This window comes from Pseudomonas sp. UBA3153 (assembly GCF_002364635.1).
Classification (GTDB): Bacteria; Pseudomonadota; Gammaproteobacteria; order Pseudomonadales; family Pseudomonadaceae; genus Pseudomonas_O; species Pseudomonas_O kuykendallii.
In genome coordinates, this window is the sequence record NZ_DEYR01000034.1 from 30615 (window position 1) to 43862 (window position 13248).

General features: G+C 63.6%; 14 protein-coding genes and 1 tRNA gene. 13 read left to right on the forward strand and 2 right to left on the reverse strand.

What is annotated here, in order from left to right; translation table 11 throughout:
* Positions 1 to 96: 96 nt before the first annotated feature.
* Positions 97 to 181, reverse strand: a tRNA-Leu gene (locus B2X67_RS08100).
* Positions 182 to 287: 106 nt separating this feature from the next.
* On the opposite strand from B2X67_RS08100, the gene queA reads away from it, so the two are divergent.
* The 6 genes from queA to B2X67_RS08130 all read left to right on the forward strand — a co-directional run bounded on the left by queA (position 288) and on the right by B2X67_RS08130 (position 6323).
* Positions 288 to 1337, forward strand: a complete 1050-nt coding sequence (gene queA, locus B2X67_RS08105) for a tRNA preQ1(34) S-adenosylmethionine ribosyltransferase-isomerase QueA (protein WP_286785185.1) — start codon at positions 288 to 290, stop codon at positions 1335 to 1337.
* Positions 1338 to 1342: 5 nt separating this feature from the next.
* Entirely contained in the window at positions 1343 to 2458 is a 1116-nt protein-coding gene (gene tgt / locus B2X67_RS08110) for a tRNA guanosine(34) transglycosylase Tgt (protein ID WP_286785206.1), read from the forward strand.
* A gap of 41 nt (positions 2459 to 2499) precedes the next feature.
* The gene (yajC, locus tag B2X67_RS08115; RefSeq protein ID WP_282342601.1) at positions 2500 to 2835 is read left to right on the forward strand and encodes a preprotein translocase subunit YajC; all 336 of its coding nucleotides are present in this window, start codon (positions 2500 to 2502) and stop codon (positions 2833 to 2835) included.
* A 65-nt stretch (positions 2836 to 2900) separates the two neighbouring features.
* Positions 2901 to 4763 carry a protein translocase subunit SecD gene (secD, locus tag B2X67_RS08120; protein WP_286785186.1) on the forward strand — a complete coding sequence of 621 codons (1863 nt, stop codon included), beginning with the start codon at positions 2901 to 2903 and terminating at the stop codon, positions 4761 to 4763.
* Positions 4764 to 4772: 9 nt separating this feature from the next.
* Positions 4773 to 5684 (forward strand): protein translocase subunit SecF, encoded by a 912-nt coding sequence (gene secF, locus B2X67_RS08125; protein WP_282342599.1) that lies wholly within the window; start codon positions 4773 to 4775, stop codon positions 5682 to 5684.
* A gap of 99 nt (positions 5685 to 5783) precedes the next feature.
* Positions 5784 to 6323 (forward strand): glycine zipper 2TM domain-containing protein, encoded by a 540-nt coding sequence (locus tag B2X67_RS08130; protein WP_282342598.1) that lies wholly within the window; start codon positions 5784 to 5786, stop codon positions 6321 to 6323.
* A gap of 61 nt (positions 6324 to 6384) precedes the next feature.
* On the opposite strand, the gene suhB is transcribed toward B2X67_RS08130, so the two are convergent.
* Complete coding sequence (suhB, locus tag B2X67_RS08135) at positions 6385 to 7200, reverse strand: inositol-phosphate phosphatase (protein ID WP_286785187.1); 816 nt, start codon at positions 7198 to 7200, stop codon at positions 6385 to 6387.
* 146 nt (positions 7201 to 7346) lie between these two features.
* Between suhB and trmJ the strand changes: the two genes are divergently transcribed.
* The 7 genes from trmJ to hscA all read left to right on the forward strand — a co-directional run bounded on the left by trmJ (position 7347) and on the right by hscA (position 13247).
* A complete protein-coding gene (gene trmJ, locus B2X67_RS08140) occupies positions 7347 to 8120 on the forward strand; it encodes a tRNA (cytosine(32)/uridine(32)-2'-O)-methyltransferase TrmJ (protein ID WP_286785188.1) in 774 nt (257 codons plus the stop codon).
* Between the two features lie 162 nt (positions 8121 to 8282).
* Positions 8283 to 8777 carry a Fe-S cluster assembly transcriptional regulator IscR gene (gene iscR, locus B2X67_RS08145; protein WP_282342594.1) on the forward strand — a complete coding sequence of 165 codons (495 nt, stop codon included), beginning with the start codon at positions 8283 to 8285 and terminating at the stop codon, positions 8775 to 8777.
* A 55-nt stretch (positions 8778 to 8832) separates the two neighbouring features.
* Entirely contained in the window at positions 8833 to 10047 is a 1215-nt protein-coding gene (locus B2X67_RS08150) for an IscS subfamily cysteine desulfurase (protein WP_273232154.1), read from the forward strand.
* A 45-nt stretch (positions 10048 to 10092) separates the two neighbouring features.
* The gene (gene iscU / locus B2X67_RS08155) at positions 10093 to 10479 is read left to right on the forward strand and encodes a Fe-S cluster assembly scaffold IscU (RefSeq protein ID WP_090227102.1); all 387 of its coding nucleotides are present in this window, start codon (positions 10093 to 10095) and stop codon (positions 10477 to 10479) included.
* A 10-nt stretch (positions 10480 to 10489) separates the two neighbouring features.
* Positions 10490 to 10813: an iron-sulfur cluster assembly protein IscA gene (gene iscA, locus B2X67_RS08160; RefSeq protein WP_282342592.1), complete on the forward strand. Its 324-nt coding sequence runs from the start codon at positions 10490 to 10492 to the stop codon at positions 10811 to 10813.
* A 7-nt stretch (positions 10814 to 10820) separates the two neighbouring features.
* On the forward strand, positions 10821 to 11342 hold the full coding sequence (gene hscB / locus B2X67_RS08165) for a co-chaperone HscB (RefSeq protein WP_286785189.1): 522 nt from the start codon (positions 10821 to 10823) through the stop codon (positions 11340 to 11342).
* A 42-nt stretch (positions 11343 to 11384) separates the two neighbouring features.
* A complete protein-coding gene (gene hscA, locus B2X67_RS08170; protein ID WP_286785190.1) occupies positions 11385 to 13247 on the forward strand; it encodes a Fe-S protein assembly chaperone HscA in 1863 nt (620 codons plus the stop codon).
* The last annotated feature ends 1 nt before the right edge of the window (position 13248 follow it).

The following is a 13248-nucleotide window of genomic DNA, read 5'->3' on the forward strand; positions in this document are numbered from 1 at the left end:
GGCTCTGCGAGGCTTTGGCAGAAACGCCGTGTGAGCTGGAGGCTAAGCGCTTTGTAGCGAGCGGCGACCTGTAAAGTCGCCGGGGATGAAGCGTGTTGGTGCCCCGGGGGAGACTCGAACTCCCACTCCTTTCGAAAACGGATTTTGAATCCGCCGCGTCTACCGATTCCGCCACCGGGGCAATGGCGGCGGAGTATAGGGAGGCGCCTGCGTCGGGTCAATCGCGCTGCGTGGTCAGCGCGAGGCTTTTCCGTTAAGATTCGCGCCCTGAGCAAGACGACCCAGACATGCGCGTTTCCGACTTCCATTTCGACCTTCCCGAATCTTTGATCGCCCGTTATCCGCTTGCCGAGCGTCGCGCCAGCCGCCTGCTGGTGCTCGATGGCGAGAGCGGTGAGCTGGCGCATCGACGCTTCACCGACCTGCTCGATCATCTGCGTCCCGGCGACCTCATGGTGTTCAACGACACCCGGGTGATTCCGGCGCGGCTGTTCGGTCAGAAGGCTTCCGGCGGCAAGCTGGAGATCCTCGTCGAGCGTGTGCTGGACGAGTATCGGGTGCTCGCCCATGTGCGCTCGAGCAAGTCGCCGAAGCCCGGTACCGAAATCCTCGTCGAGGGTGGTGGCCGCGCCGAGATGCTGGCGCGCCACGATGCGCTGTTCGAGTTGCGTTTCGAAGAGCCCGCGCTGGCGTTGCTTGATCGTGTCGGGCACATGCCATTGCCTCCTTATATAGTGCGCGCCGATGACGCTGCCGATCGCGAGCGCTACCAGACCGTCTACGCGCAGCGCTCCGGCGCGGTGGCCGCGCCTACCGCCGGCCTGCATTTCGATGAGGCACTGCTCGAGTCGATCCGCGCTAAAGGCGTGGACACCGCGTTCGTCACGCTCCACGTCGGCGCTGGCACCTTCCAGCCCGTGCGCGTCGAGCGTATCGAGGATCACCCCATGCACCGCGAGTGGCTGGAAGTCAGCCAGGGTGTCGTCGACGCCGTCGCCGCGTGCCGCGCGCGGGGCGGGCGGGTGATAGCGGTCGGCACCACCAGCGTGCGCTCGCTGGAAAGCGCCGCGCGCGACGGTCAGCTCAAGGCGTTCAGTGGCGACACCGACATCTTCCTCTACCCGGGGCGACCCTTTCATGTGGTCGATGCCCTGGTGACCAACTTCCATCTGCCCGAATCCACGCTGTTGATGCTGGTGTCCGCGTTCGCCGGTTATCCCGAGACGATGGCCGCCTACGCGGCCGCGGTGGAAAACGGCTACCGCTTCTTCAGTTACGGCGACGCCATGTACATCACCCGCAATCCCGCCGCGCGCGGCCCCGAGGACTTCGCATGAGCCACATGACCTTCGAACTGCTCGCCACCGAGGGCAGGGCCCGACGCGGACGCCTGACCTTCCCGCGTGGTGTGGTGGAGACCCCGGCCTTCATGCCGGTGGGGACCTACGGCACGGTGAAGGGCATGCTGCCGCGCGACATCGAGGCGATCGGCGCGCAGATCATTCTCGGCAATACCTTCCACTTGTGGTTGCGTCCGGGCACCGAGGTGATCCGCGAGCATGGTGACCTGCACGACTTCATGCAGTGGAAGGGGCCGATCCTCACCGACTCCGGCGGTTTCCAGGTGTTCAGCCTGGGCGCGATGCGCAAGATCAAGGAGGAGGGCGTCTACTTCGCTTCTCCGGTGGATGGCGCCAAGGTGTTCATGGGGCCGGAAGAATCGATGCGCGTGCAGCGCGAGCTGGGCTCGGACATCGTGATGATCTTCGATGAGTGCACGCCTTACCCGGCTGACGAAGACGTCGCGCGCCGCTCCATGGAGCTGTCGCTGCGCTGGGCCGAGCGCTCGAAGATCGCCCACGCGGACAACCCTTCGGCGCTGTTCGGCATCGTCCAGGGTGGCATGCACGAAAACCTGCGCATGCGTTCGCTGGAGCGCCTGTGCGAGATCGGCTTCGACGGCCTGGCCATCGGCGGGCTGTCGGTGGGCGAGCCGAAGGAAGAGATGATCCGTGTGCTGGATTTCCTGCCGGCTCAGATGCCGGCGGACAAACCGCGCTACCTGATGGGCGTGGGCAAGCCGGAAGACCTGGTCGAAGGCGTGCGCCGCGGCGTCGATATGTTCGACTGCGTGATGCCTACGCGCAACGCCCGCAACGGTCATCTGTTCACCGCCGAAGGGGTGGTGAAGATCCGCAACGCCGGGCATCGCCACGACCAGTCGCCCCTGGAGGCCGACTGCGATTGTTACACCTGCAAACATTTCTCCCGCGCCTATCTGCACCATCTGGATAAATGCGGCGAAATGCTCGGGAGCATGTTGAATACAATCCATAACCTGCGCCATTACCAGCGCCTGATGGCTGGTTTGCGCGGGGCAATTCAACAGGGTACATTGGCCGCCTTCGTCGACGCCTTCTACGCCCGACGCGGCCTGCCAACGCCGCCTTTGGATTGAAATTCCTTCCTTATTTCAAGAACTTGCAACAGGGGTGCTACATGAGCTTTCTGATTCCCGCCGCTTACGCCGACGCTGCCGCTCCGGCCGCCGGACCTGCCGGCACTGGCTTCGAATGGGTCTTTCTGGTTGGCTTCCTGGTCATCTTCTACCTGATGATCTGGCGTCCGCAGGCCAAGCGCACGAAGGAGCACAAGAACCTCCTCGGCAACCTGCAGAAGGGTGACGAAGTGGTCACTTCCGGCGGGATCGCCGGCAAGGTGGTCAAGGTCGCCGACGATTTCGTCGTCGTCGAAGTCTCCGACACCGTCGAGATGAAATTCCAGAAGGCCGCTATCGCTGCAACCTTGCCCAAGGGCACGCTGAAAGCCATCTGAGTCCTACCTTTTCCTTTCTTACACGGGGCGCTTTAGGGCGCCCCGCGTCATAAGCGGGCGGCGTCATGCTGAACAAATACCCTCTGTGGAAATACCTGCTGATCCTGGCGGTGCTGGCGATCGGCCTGCTTTATTCCGCGCCCAATCTCTATCCGGACGATCCGGCGATCCAGCTCACCGGCAGCAGCACCGCGCTTAAGATCGACCAGGCGACTGTCGATCGTGCCAGCCAGGCGCTGAGTGACGCGGGTATCGCCGTCAAGGCGGCCGAAGTCGCCCAGCATGGCGGCCTGCTGCGTCTGACCAAGCTCGCTGATCAGTTGCCGGCCAAGGACGTCGTGCGCAAGGCCTTGGGAGACGACTACGTGGTCGCCCTGAACCTGGCGCCGACCACGCCGGATTGGTTGCGCAGCCTGCATGCGACGCCTATGAAGCTGGGGCTCGACCTGTCGGGCGGTGTGCACTTCCTCCTCGAAGTGGACATGGGCAAAGCCGTCGATGCGCGCATCAAGGTCTACGAGGGTGAAGTCAAGAGCCTGCTGCGCAAGGAGCGGGTGCGCTACCGCAGCCTTCCGGCGCAGGACAGCGCCTTCCAGCTGGGCTTCAGCGATGCGGAGGCGGCGCAGAAGGCGCAGGACCTGATTCGCAAAAACTTCAACGACTTCGAGATCGCCACTGCCGAGCGCAATGGTCAGCAGGTGCTTAGCTTGCGCCTGACCCAGGCCAAGCTGGCGGAGATTCGCGAATACTCGATCAAGCAGAACCTCACCACCGTGCGTAACCGGGTGAACGAGCTAGGCGTCGCCGAGCCGCTGGTGCAGCGCCAGGGCGCCAACCGCATCGTCGTCGAGCTGCCGGGCGTTCAGGACACTGCCGAAGCGAAGCGGATTCTCGGCAAGACCGCGAGCCTGGAGTTCCGCCTGGCGGCCGAGGCCGATGCCTCCCGCGCCACCACCGAGTCCTTTGGCTTCCGCGAGCCGGGCCGTCCGTCGGTCCAGCTGGAGCGCAGCCTGATAATCACCGGCGACCAGGTCACCGACGCCAGCGCCAGCTTCGACGAGAACGGTCGCCCGCAGGTGAATATCCGTCTAGACGGCCACGGCGGCGAGCTGATGAACCGCGCGACCCGCAACAACGTCGGGCGCAGCATGGCGGTGATCTTCATCGAACAGCGTCCGGTCACCACCTACAGCAAGCAGGTGGTCGATGGCGTCGAGAAAGAAGTCGCCACGCAGAGCTTCAAGGAAGAGAAACAGATCATCAGCCTGGCGACCATCCAGTCGCCGCTGGGCGGGCAATTCCGCATCACCGGCCTGAACGGCCAGGGGGAGTCCTCCGAACTGGCGCTGCTGCTGCGAGCCGGCGGTCTGGCCGCACCGATGTACTTCGCCGAAGAACGCACCATCGGCCCGAGCCTGGGAGCCGAAAACATCGTCAAGGGCATCGAATCCACCGAGTGGGCGATGGTCTTCGTGTCGATCTTCATCATCGCCATCTACCGCTTCTTCGGTGTTCTGGCGACCGTCGCGCTGGCCTTCAACCTGGTGTTGCTGGTTGGCCTGATGTCGGTGATCGGCGCCACCCTGACCCTGCCGGGCATCGCCGGTATCGTGCTGACGCTGGGTATGGCGGTGGATGCCAACGTGCTGATCTTCTCGCGGATTCGCGAGGAACTGGCCAAAGGTCTTTCGGTACAGCGTGCGATCCACGAAGGCTTCGATCGCGCCTACAGCGCGATCATCGACAGTAACCTGACCACGCTGCTGGTCGGCGCGATCCTGTTCGCCCTGGGTACCGGTCCGGTTAAGGGCTTCGCCGTGACCATGTCGCTGGGGATCATCACCTCGATGTTCACCGCCATCATGTTCACCCGCGGTTTGGTCAACCTGATCTTCGGTGGCCGTAACTTCAAGAAGCTGTGGATCTAAGGTGCCGTCATGATCAAGTCCACCATCCGTTTCATGGCGATACGCAACATCGCGTTCGCCATCACCCTGGTCATCAGCTTCATCGGCCTTGGCAGCCTGGTCGCCAAGGGCCTGAACTTCGGTCTGGATTTCACCGGCGGCACGCTGATCGAGCTGGCCTACGAGAAACCCGCGAATCTCGAGCTGATCAAGTCCGAGCTGGGGCAGGCCGGTTATCCGGAGTCGATCGTGCAGAGCTTCGGCGCGAGCACCGACGTGCTGGTTCGTCTGGCCGGCGAAGATCCGCAACTGGGCAACAAGGTTGCCGAGGCATTGCGCAAGATCGATGCGGACGCCCAGTTCGAGGTCAAGCGCGTCGAGTTCGTCGGCCCGCAGGTCGGTGAAGAGCTGCGCGATCAGGGCGGCCTCGCCATGCTCCTGGCGCTGGGCGGCATCCTCATCTACCTGGCGTTCCGCTTCCAGTGGAAGTTCGGCGTCGGCGCCGTGGCGTCCCTGGCGCACGACGTGATCGTCACCCTCGGGCTGCTGGCGTTCTTTCAGGTGCCGTTCGACCTGACCGTGCTCGCCGCCGTGCTGGCGATGATCGGCTACTCGCTGAACGACACCATCATCATCTATGACCGTGTGCGGGAGAACTTCCGTCTGCTGCGCCGGGCGACGCTGATCGAGAACATCGACATCTCGGTCACGCAAACCCTGCTGCGGACCATCGCCACGTCGTTGTCCACAGCGCTGGCACTCTTCGCGTTGCTGTTCTTCGGCGGCGACAGCCTGGCGAACTTCGCAATCACGCTGTTGATCGGTGTGGTCGTCGGTACCTACTCGTCGGTCTACATCGGTGCCACGGTGCTGGTTTGGCTGGGCCTGAGCTCCGAAGACCTGATCCCTCCGGCAGCGAAGGAAGTCGACGAGCGCCCGTGATCCGCGCAGATGAGCTTGTCGAACTAACCCTTTTGACTTCTGTCCAAGGCAGGGAATGGAGCGTAATCGCTCGCAGTGGATGGTAGTCAGGAGGTGCGTGTGAACAAGTCGATGCTCGTCGGTGCGGTGCTCGGTGCCGTAGTCGTTACGGCCGGGGGCGCGGTGGCTTACAGCGTAGTCGGCAACGGTCCGGACTACGCGAAGGTCGTAGCGGTTCAGCCGGTAAAGGAAACCATCAAGACACCTCGCGAGGTCTGCAAGGATGTCACGGTCACCCGGCAAAAGCCCGTGCAGGACCAGTACAAGATCGCCGGTACGGCGATCGGCGCCATCGCTGGCGGTTTGCTGGGCAACCAGGTCGGCGGCGGTAACGGCAAGAAGCTGGCTACCGTGGCCGGTGCCGTAGGTGGAGGTTACGCCGGCAACCAGGTTCAGGGTCGCATGCAGGCCGGTGATACCTATACGACCACGCAGACCCGTTGCAATACGGTCAACGAGACCAGCGAGAAAATCGTGGGTTACGACGTCAAGTACGACCTCGACGGCAAGATCGGTCAGGTGCGTATGGACCGTGATCCAGGTCCGCAGATTCCGGTCAGCAATGGCCAGCTGGTGATCGGTCAGAACACTGCCCAGTAAATCAGCGACAACGAAAAAGCGCCCCGCGGGGCGCTTTTTTAATGCCTGGAAATTGCCGAAGTCAGCGTTTCAGCGAGGCTGGGAGGTGCGGCTGGATTGCGGTCAGCACGGCCTTGAAGCACTTGGTGTTGCCCGCGACGATATTGCCCTTTTCGAGGAATTCATGGCTGCCGGTGAAGTCGCTGACGAGGCCGCCGGCTTCCTGAACCAGCAGTGCTCCGGCGGCCATGTCCCATTCCGACAGGCCGAATTCCCAGAACGCATCGAAACGTCCCGCGGCCACGTAGGCGAGGTCCAGGCTGGCGGCGCCGGCGCGACGGATGCCGGCGGTCTGGCCGGTCAGGGCGCGGAACATGTCGAGGTAGTTTTCCAGGTTGTCCATCTGACCTTCGCGGAACGGGAAACCGGTGCCGAGAAGGGCGCCTTCCAGGCCCTTGCGCGGGCTGACGCGCATGCGGCGGCCGTTCAGGGCGGCGCCACGGCCGCGGCTGGCGGTGAATTCTTCCTGGCGTACCGGGTCTAGGATCACGGCGTGTTCCAGGCGGCCACGGTACTTGCAGGCGATGCTGACGGCGAAGTGCGGCACGCCACGCAGGAAGTTGGTGGTGCCATCCAGCGGATCGATGATCCACAGGTAGTCCTTGCCTTCGCCGCTGCCTTCGCTGAAGCCGCTTTCCTCGCCAAGGATGGAATGGGTCGGGTAGGCCTTGCGCAGCGCGGTGACGATGGTCTGTTCGGCGGCGTGATCGACTTCGCTGACGTAATCGTTGGCGTCTTTCTCGTTGATCGAGATGACGTCCAGGCGTTCGATGGAGCGGAAGATCAGTTCACCGGCGCTGCGGGCTGCGCGCAGGGCGATGTTCAGCATGGGCTGCATGGAGTTTCACCTGGGTCGTCGAATAAAGCCGGCCATACTAGCAGAAAAGCGCGATTGATGCAGTCCGAACGGAGCCTTCGCGTAGCGTGGCGGAAGGGGCTTCTGTAAGATTTATCCCCCTTTTAGAACGCTTGCGGGAGCCGACCTTGCTGCAGAACATTCGCGTGGTCCTGGTCAATACCAGTCATCCAGGCAATATCGGCGGCGCGGCGCGGGCCATGAAGAACATGGGATTCGCCGATCTGGTACTGGTCGATCCGCTGGAGTTTCCGAGTCCAAAGGCCGATGCCCGTGCATCCGGCGCCACCGATGTGCTCGCTGCGGCGCGTGTCGTGGCGACGCTGGAGGAGGCGCTGGTCGGTTGCAGTCTGGTGCTTGGCACGAGCGCTCGCGATCGACGCATCCCCTGGCCGCTGCTGGATCCGCGTGAGTCTGCGGTCACTTCTCTGGAGCAGGCCACCAAGGGCGGCAAGGTGGCGCTGGTGTTCGGGCGGGAGTATGCCGGGCTGACTAATGAGGAGCTGCAGCGCTGCCACTACCATGTGCATATTCCTTCGGACCCGGAGTTTGGCTCGTTGAATCTCGCCGCCGCTGTGCAGGTGCTGACTTACGAGGTCCGCATGGCGTGGCTCGCGCAGCAGAACAAGCCGACCAAGATGGAAAAGACCGAGGCGCTAGCCGAGGGCGATGCGGAGGTGTGTACGGCCGAGGAGATGGAGTCGTTCTACCGCCATCTGGAACGGGTCATGCTGGACATCCGTTTTCTCGATCCCGAAAAGCCCCGCCACCTGATGCCGCGCCTTCGCCGGCTATACGGGCGTGCGGGGGTGAGCAAACTGGAAATGAACATCTTGCGCGGCATTCTCACGGAAACCCAGAAAGCCATCCGCGGTGAGCCACACAAGCGGGGTAACTCCTGATTGCGCTGGGATAGGCGAGCTTGGCGGTAGGGGATTGCCTTCTGCTATGATTCTGCGCCGCTTCGCTGGACTAATCCGACTGAGTTGATAGGTCTTATAGTTGACTTAAATACTCGGAAATTGGATAATCGGCTCAAACCAGCGAATTCTGTGGTACCACTCATGCGATTGACCACTAAAGGCCGTTACGCCGTCACCGCCATGCTCGATCTGGCCCTGCATGCGCAAAACGGGCCTGTTTCCCTGGCCGACATTTCCGAGCGCCAGGGCATTTCCCTGTCCTATCTGGAGCAGCTCTTCGCCAAGCTTCGTCGTGGCGGGCTGGTGTCCAGCGTGCGTGGGCCGGGCGGCGGCTATCAACTGTCCCGGGACATGTGCGGCATCCAGGTCGCCCAGGTGATCGACGCCGTCAACGAATCGGTCGACGCCACCCGCTGCCAGGGGCTCGGCGATTGCCATTCCGGCGATACCTGCCTGACCCACCACCTGTGGTGCGACCTCAGCGACCAGATCCACGAGTTCCTCAGTGGCATCAGCCTGGCCGATCTGGTCACCCGTCGCGAAGTGCAGGAAGTTGCCCTGCGGCAGGATCAGCGCCGCATTTCCACGGGCAGGCCGATGAGCCTGGACAAGATTCAAGCGTCCGCCGTCGAATAGACGGGCATAACAGGCGCCGGCCGCGAGGCCTCGATACCTGATTAGGAGATCACCGATGAGATTGCCGATTTATCTGGACTATTCCGCCACCACCCCAGTCGATCCGCGAGTTGCGCAGAAGATGGTCGAGTGCCTGACCATGGATGGCAATTTCGGCAACCCCGCGTCGCGTTCCCACGTGTTCGGCTGGCGCGCTGAGGAAGCCGTCGAAACCGCACGCCGCCAGGTGGCCGATCTGGTCAATGCCGACCCGCGCGAAATCGTCTGGACCTCCGGTGCCACCGAATCGGACAACCTCGCCCTCAAGGGCGTCGCGCATTTTTACGCGAGCAAGGGCAAGCACATCGTCACCACCAAGATCGAGCACAAGGCGATCCTGGACACCGCTCGCCAGCTCGAGCGCGAAGGCTTCGAGGTCACCTACCTCGATCCGCGCGAAGATGGCCTGATCACCGCCGAGATGGTCGAAGCCGTGCTGCGCGAGGACACCATTCTGGTGTCGGTCATGCACGTGAACAACGAGATCGGCACGGTCAACGACATCGCGGCCATCGGCGAGTTGACCCGTTCGCGCGGCATCCTCTTCCATGTCGACGCGGCGCAGTCCACCGGCAAGGTTGAGATCGACCTTGAGAAGCTGAAGGTCGACCTGATGTCGTTCTCGGCGCACAAGACCTACGGCCCCAAAGGCATTGGCGCGCTCTACGTGCGTCGCAAGCCGCGTGTTCGCCTGGAGGCGCAGACCCACGGTGGTGGCCACGAGCGTGGCATGCGTTCCGGCACCCTGGCGACCCACCAGATCGTCGGCATGGGCGAGGCATTCCGCATCGCCAAGCAGGACATGGTCAAGGATGCAGAGCACGTTCGCGCCTTGAGTGCCCGTTTCTACCGTCAGGTCGAGTCGCTCGAAGAGCTCTACGTCAACGGTAGTCTGACGTCCCGCGTACCGCACAACCTGAACCTCAGCTTCAATTACGTCGAGGGAGAATCGCTGATCATGGCGCTCAAGGACCTCGCGGTGTCCTCGGGTTCGGCCTGTACCTCGGCGTCGCTGGAGCCGTCCTATGTACTGCGCGCCCTGGGTCGCAACGATGAGCTGGCGCACAGCTCGATCCGCTTCACCTTCGGTCGTTTCACCACCGAGGAAGACATCGACTACGCGGCGCAGAAAGTCTGCGAAGCAGTAACCAAGCTGCGCGAATTGTCGCCGCTTTGGGATATGTACAAAGAGGGTGTCGACCTTTCCCAGGTCGAATGGCAGGCGCATTAAGACGTCACCCACAAGCCGCCCGCGTGATTACAGAGGAATTGCATCATGGCTTACAGTGAAAAGGTCATCGACCATTACGAGAATCCGCGCAACGTCGGCAAGCTCAACGCCGAGGATCCGGATGTAGGTACCGGCATGGTCGGTGCGCCGGCCTGCGGCGACGTCATGCGTCTGCAGATCAAGGTGAACGAGCAGGGCGTGATCGAAGACGCCAAGTTCAAGACCTACGGTTGCGGTTCGGCGATCGCCTCCAGTTCCCTCGCCACCGAGTGGATGAAGGGCAAGACGCTGGACGAAGCCGAACTGATCAAGAACACCACCATCGCCGAAGAGTTGGCGCTGCCGCCGGTGAAGATCCACTGCTCGGTTCTGGCGGAGGACGCCATCAAGGCGGCTGTGCGTGACTACAAGCACAAGAAAGGCCTGATCTGAGGAGGCGCCAATGGCCATCAGCATGACTGAAGCGGCGGTTCGCCACGTTCGTCGCTCCCTCGAAGGGCGTGGCAAGGGCGAGGGCATCCGTCTGGGCGTTCGTACCACCGGATGCTCGGGGCTGGCCTACGTGCTGGAGTTCGTCGACGAGTTCAGCGGCGACGATCAGGTCTTCGAGACCAACGGCGTACGCGTGATCGTCGATCCGAAGAGCCTGGTCTACCTCGATGGCACCGAGCTGGACTTCGTCCGCGAAGGGCTCAACGAGGGCTTCAAGTTCAACAACCCCAACGTGCGCGGCGAATGCGGCTGCGGCGAGAGCTTCAATACCTGAGGCTATCGTGGGCACTCCCTGTCATTTCGCGCTGTTCGACCTGCAGCCCGGTTTTCGCATCGACCTCGAGCAACTGGCGGTGCGTTATCGGGAATTGGCCCGTGCCACTCATCCGGATCGTTTCGCCGATGCGCCCGCCAGCGAGCAGCGCATTGCGCTCGAGCGCGCGGCGGGGCTCAATGAGGCCTACCGGACGCTGAGGAATGCGCCCCAGCGCGCCCGCTACCTTCTGGCGATTCGTGGCCACGAACTGCCCCTGGAAGTCACCGTGCAGGACCCGCAGTTCCTGCTGCAGCAGATGCAGTGGCGGGAGGAGCTCGAGGAGCTGCAGGACGAGGCCGATCTGGCCGGCGTCGCGGTCTTCAAGCGGCGCCTGAAAGCGGCCCAGGAAGCGCTTGAGGAGAGCTTCGCCGCCAGCTGGGAGGACCCCGCGCAGCGCGAGGAGTCCGAGCGGCTGGTGCGGCGCATGCAGTTTCTCGACAAGCTTTCCCAGGAAGTGCGCCAGCTCGAAGAGCGCCTCGACGATTAACCCACGCATCGCCGGCGCGATGCGTCCGAAACGCAGGCAACCATGGCTTTACTGCAGATCGCTGAACCCGGGCAAACCCCTCAGCCGCACCAGCGTCGCCTGGCGGTGGGCATTGACCTGGGTACCACCAATTCCCTGGTCGCCGCCGTGCGCAGCGGCCTCTCCGAACCGCTCCCCGATGAGCAGGGCCGCGTCATCCTGCCGTCCGCCGTGCGCTATCACGCCGATCGCGTGGAAGTGGGCGAGGCCGCACGCAATGCCGCTTCCAGCGATCCGCTGAACAGCATTCTTTCGATCAAGCGGCTGATGGGGCGCGGCATCGCCGACGTCAAGCAACTAGGCGACCAGTTGCCCTACCGCTTCGTCGAGGGCGAGTCGCACATGCCCTTCATTGACACCGTGCAGGGGCCGAAGAGCCCTGTGGAAGTGTCCGCCGACATCCTCGGCGTGCTGCGCAAGCGTGCCGAGCAGACCCTCGGTGGCGAGTTGGTCGGCGCGGTGATCACGGTGCCGGCCTACTTCGACGACGCCCAGCGCCAGGCCACCAAGGATGCCGCGCGGCTCGCCGGCCTCAACGTGCTGCGCCTGCTCAACGAGCCCACCGCCGCTGCGGTCGCCTACGGGCTGGACCAGCAGGCCGAGGGCCTGGTGGCGATCTACGACCTGGGCGGCGGCACCTTCGACATTTCCATCCTGCGCCTGTCGCGCGGGGTCTTCGAGGTTCTTGCCACCGGCGGTGACAGCGCCCTGGGCGGCGACGATTTCGATCACGCCATCGCCAGCTGGATCATCGAAAACGCCGGGCTTTCCGCCGATCTCGATCCGTCAACCCAGCGCAGCCTGCTGCAGAACGCCTGCGCCGCCAAGGAGGCGCTGAGCTCGGCGCAGTCGGTCGAGGTAGTCCAGGGCGACTGGAAGGGCACGCTGACGCGTGCGCAGTTCGAGCAATTGATCGAGCCGCTGCTGGCGCGCAGCCTCAAGGCCTGCCGCCGCGCGCTGCGCGACGCCGGCATCGAGCGCGAGGAGGTCGGGGCGGTGGTGATGGTCGGCGGTTCGACCCGCGTACCGCGCGTGCGTGAAGTGGTCGGCGAACTGTTCGGTCGCGAACCGCTGACCGATATCGACCCGGACCAGGTGGTCGCCATCGGTGCGGCGATTCAGGCCGACACCCTGGCGGGCAACAAGCGCGACGGTGAGGAGCTGTTGCTGCTCGACGTGATTCCGCTGTCGCTAGGCCTGGAAACCATGGGCGGCCTGATGGAGAAGGTCATCCCGCGCAACACGACGATTCCGGTGGCGCGTGCGCAGGACTTCACCACCTACAAGGACGGCCAGTCGGCGATGATGGTCCACGTGCTGCAGGGCGAGCGCGAGCTGATCAAGGATTGCCGCTCCCTGGCGCGCTTCGAGCTGCGCGGGATTCCGCCGATGGTCGCCGGCGCGGCGAAGATTCGCGTGACCTTCCAGGTGGACGCGGACGGGCTGCTCGGCGTCTCGGCGCGCGAGCTGTCCAGTGGGGTCGAGTCGAGCATCCAGGTCAAGCCGTCCTACGGTCTCACCGATGGCGAGATCGCGCGGATGCTGCAGGATTCCTTCCGCAACGCCGGCGACGACAAGGCTGCCCGTGCGCTGCGCGAACACCAGGTGGATGCGCAGCGCTTGCTGGAAGCCGTGCAGGGCGCACTCGATGCCGACGGGGAGCGCCTGCTCGATGACGAGGAGCGCCTGGCCATCGAGGCGCAGATGGACGAGTTGCGCCGTCTGCTCGACGGCACCGACGGCCTGGCCATCGAGCAGCAGACCAAGCGCCTGAGCAACATTACCGACGCCTTCGCCGCTCGTCGCCTCGACTCCACGGTCAAGGCGGCGCTGGCTGGGCGTCGACTGAACGAAATCGAGGAATAAG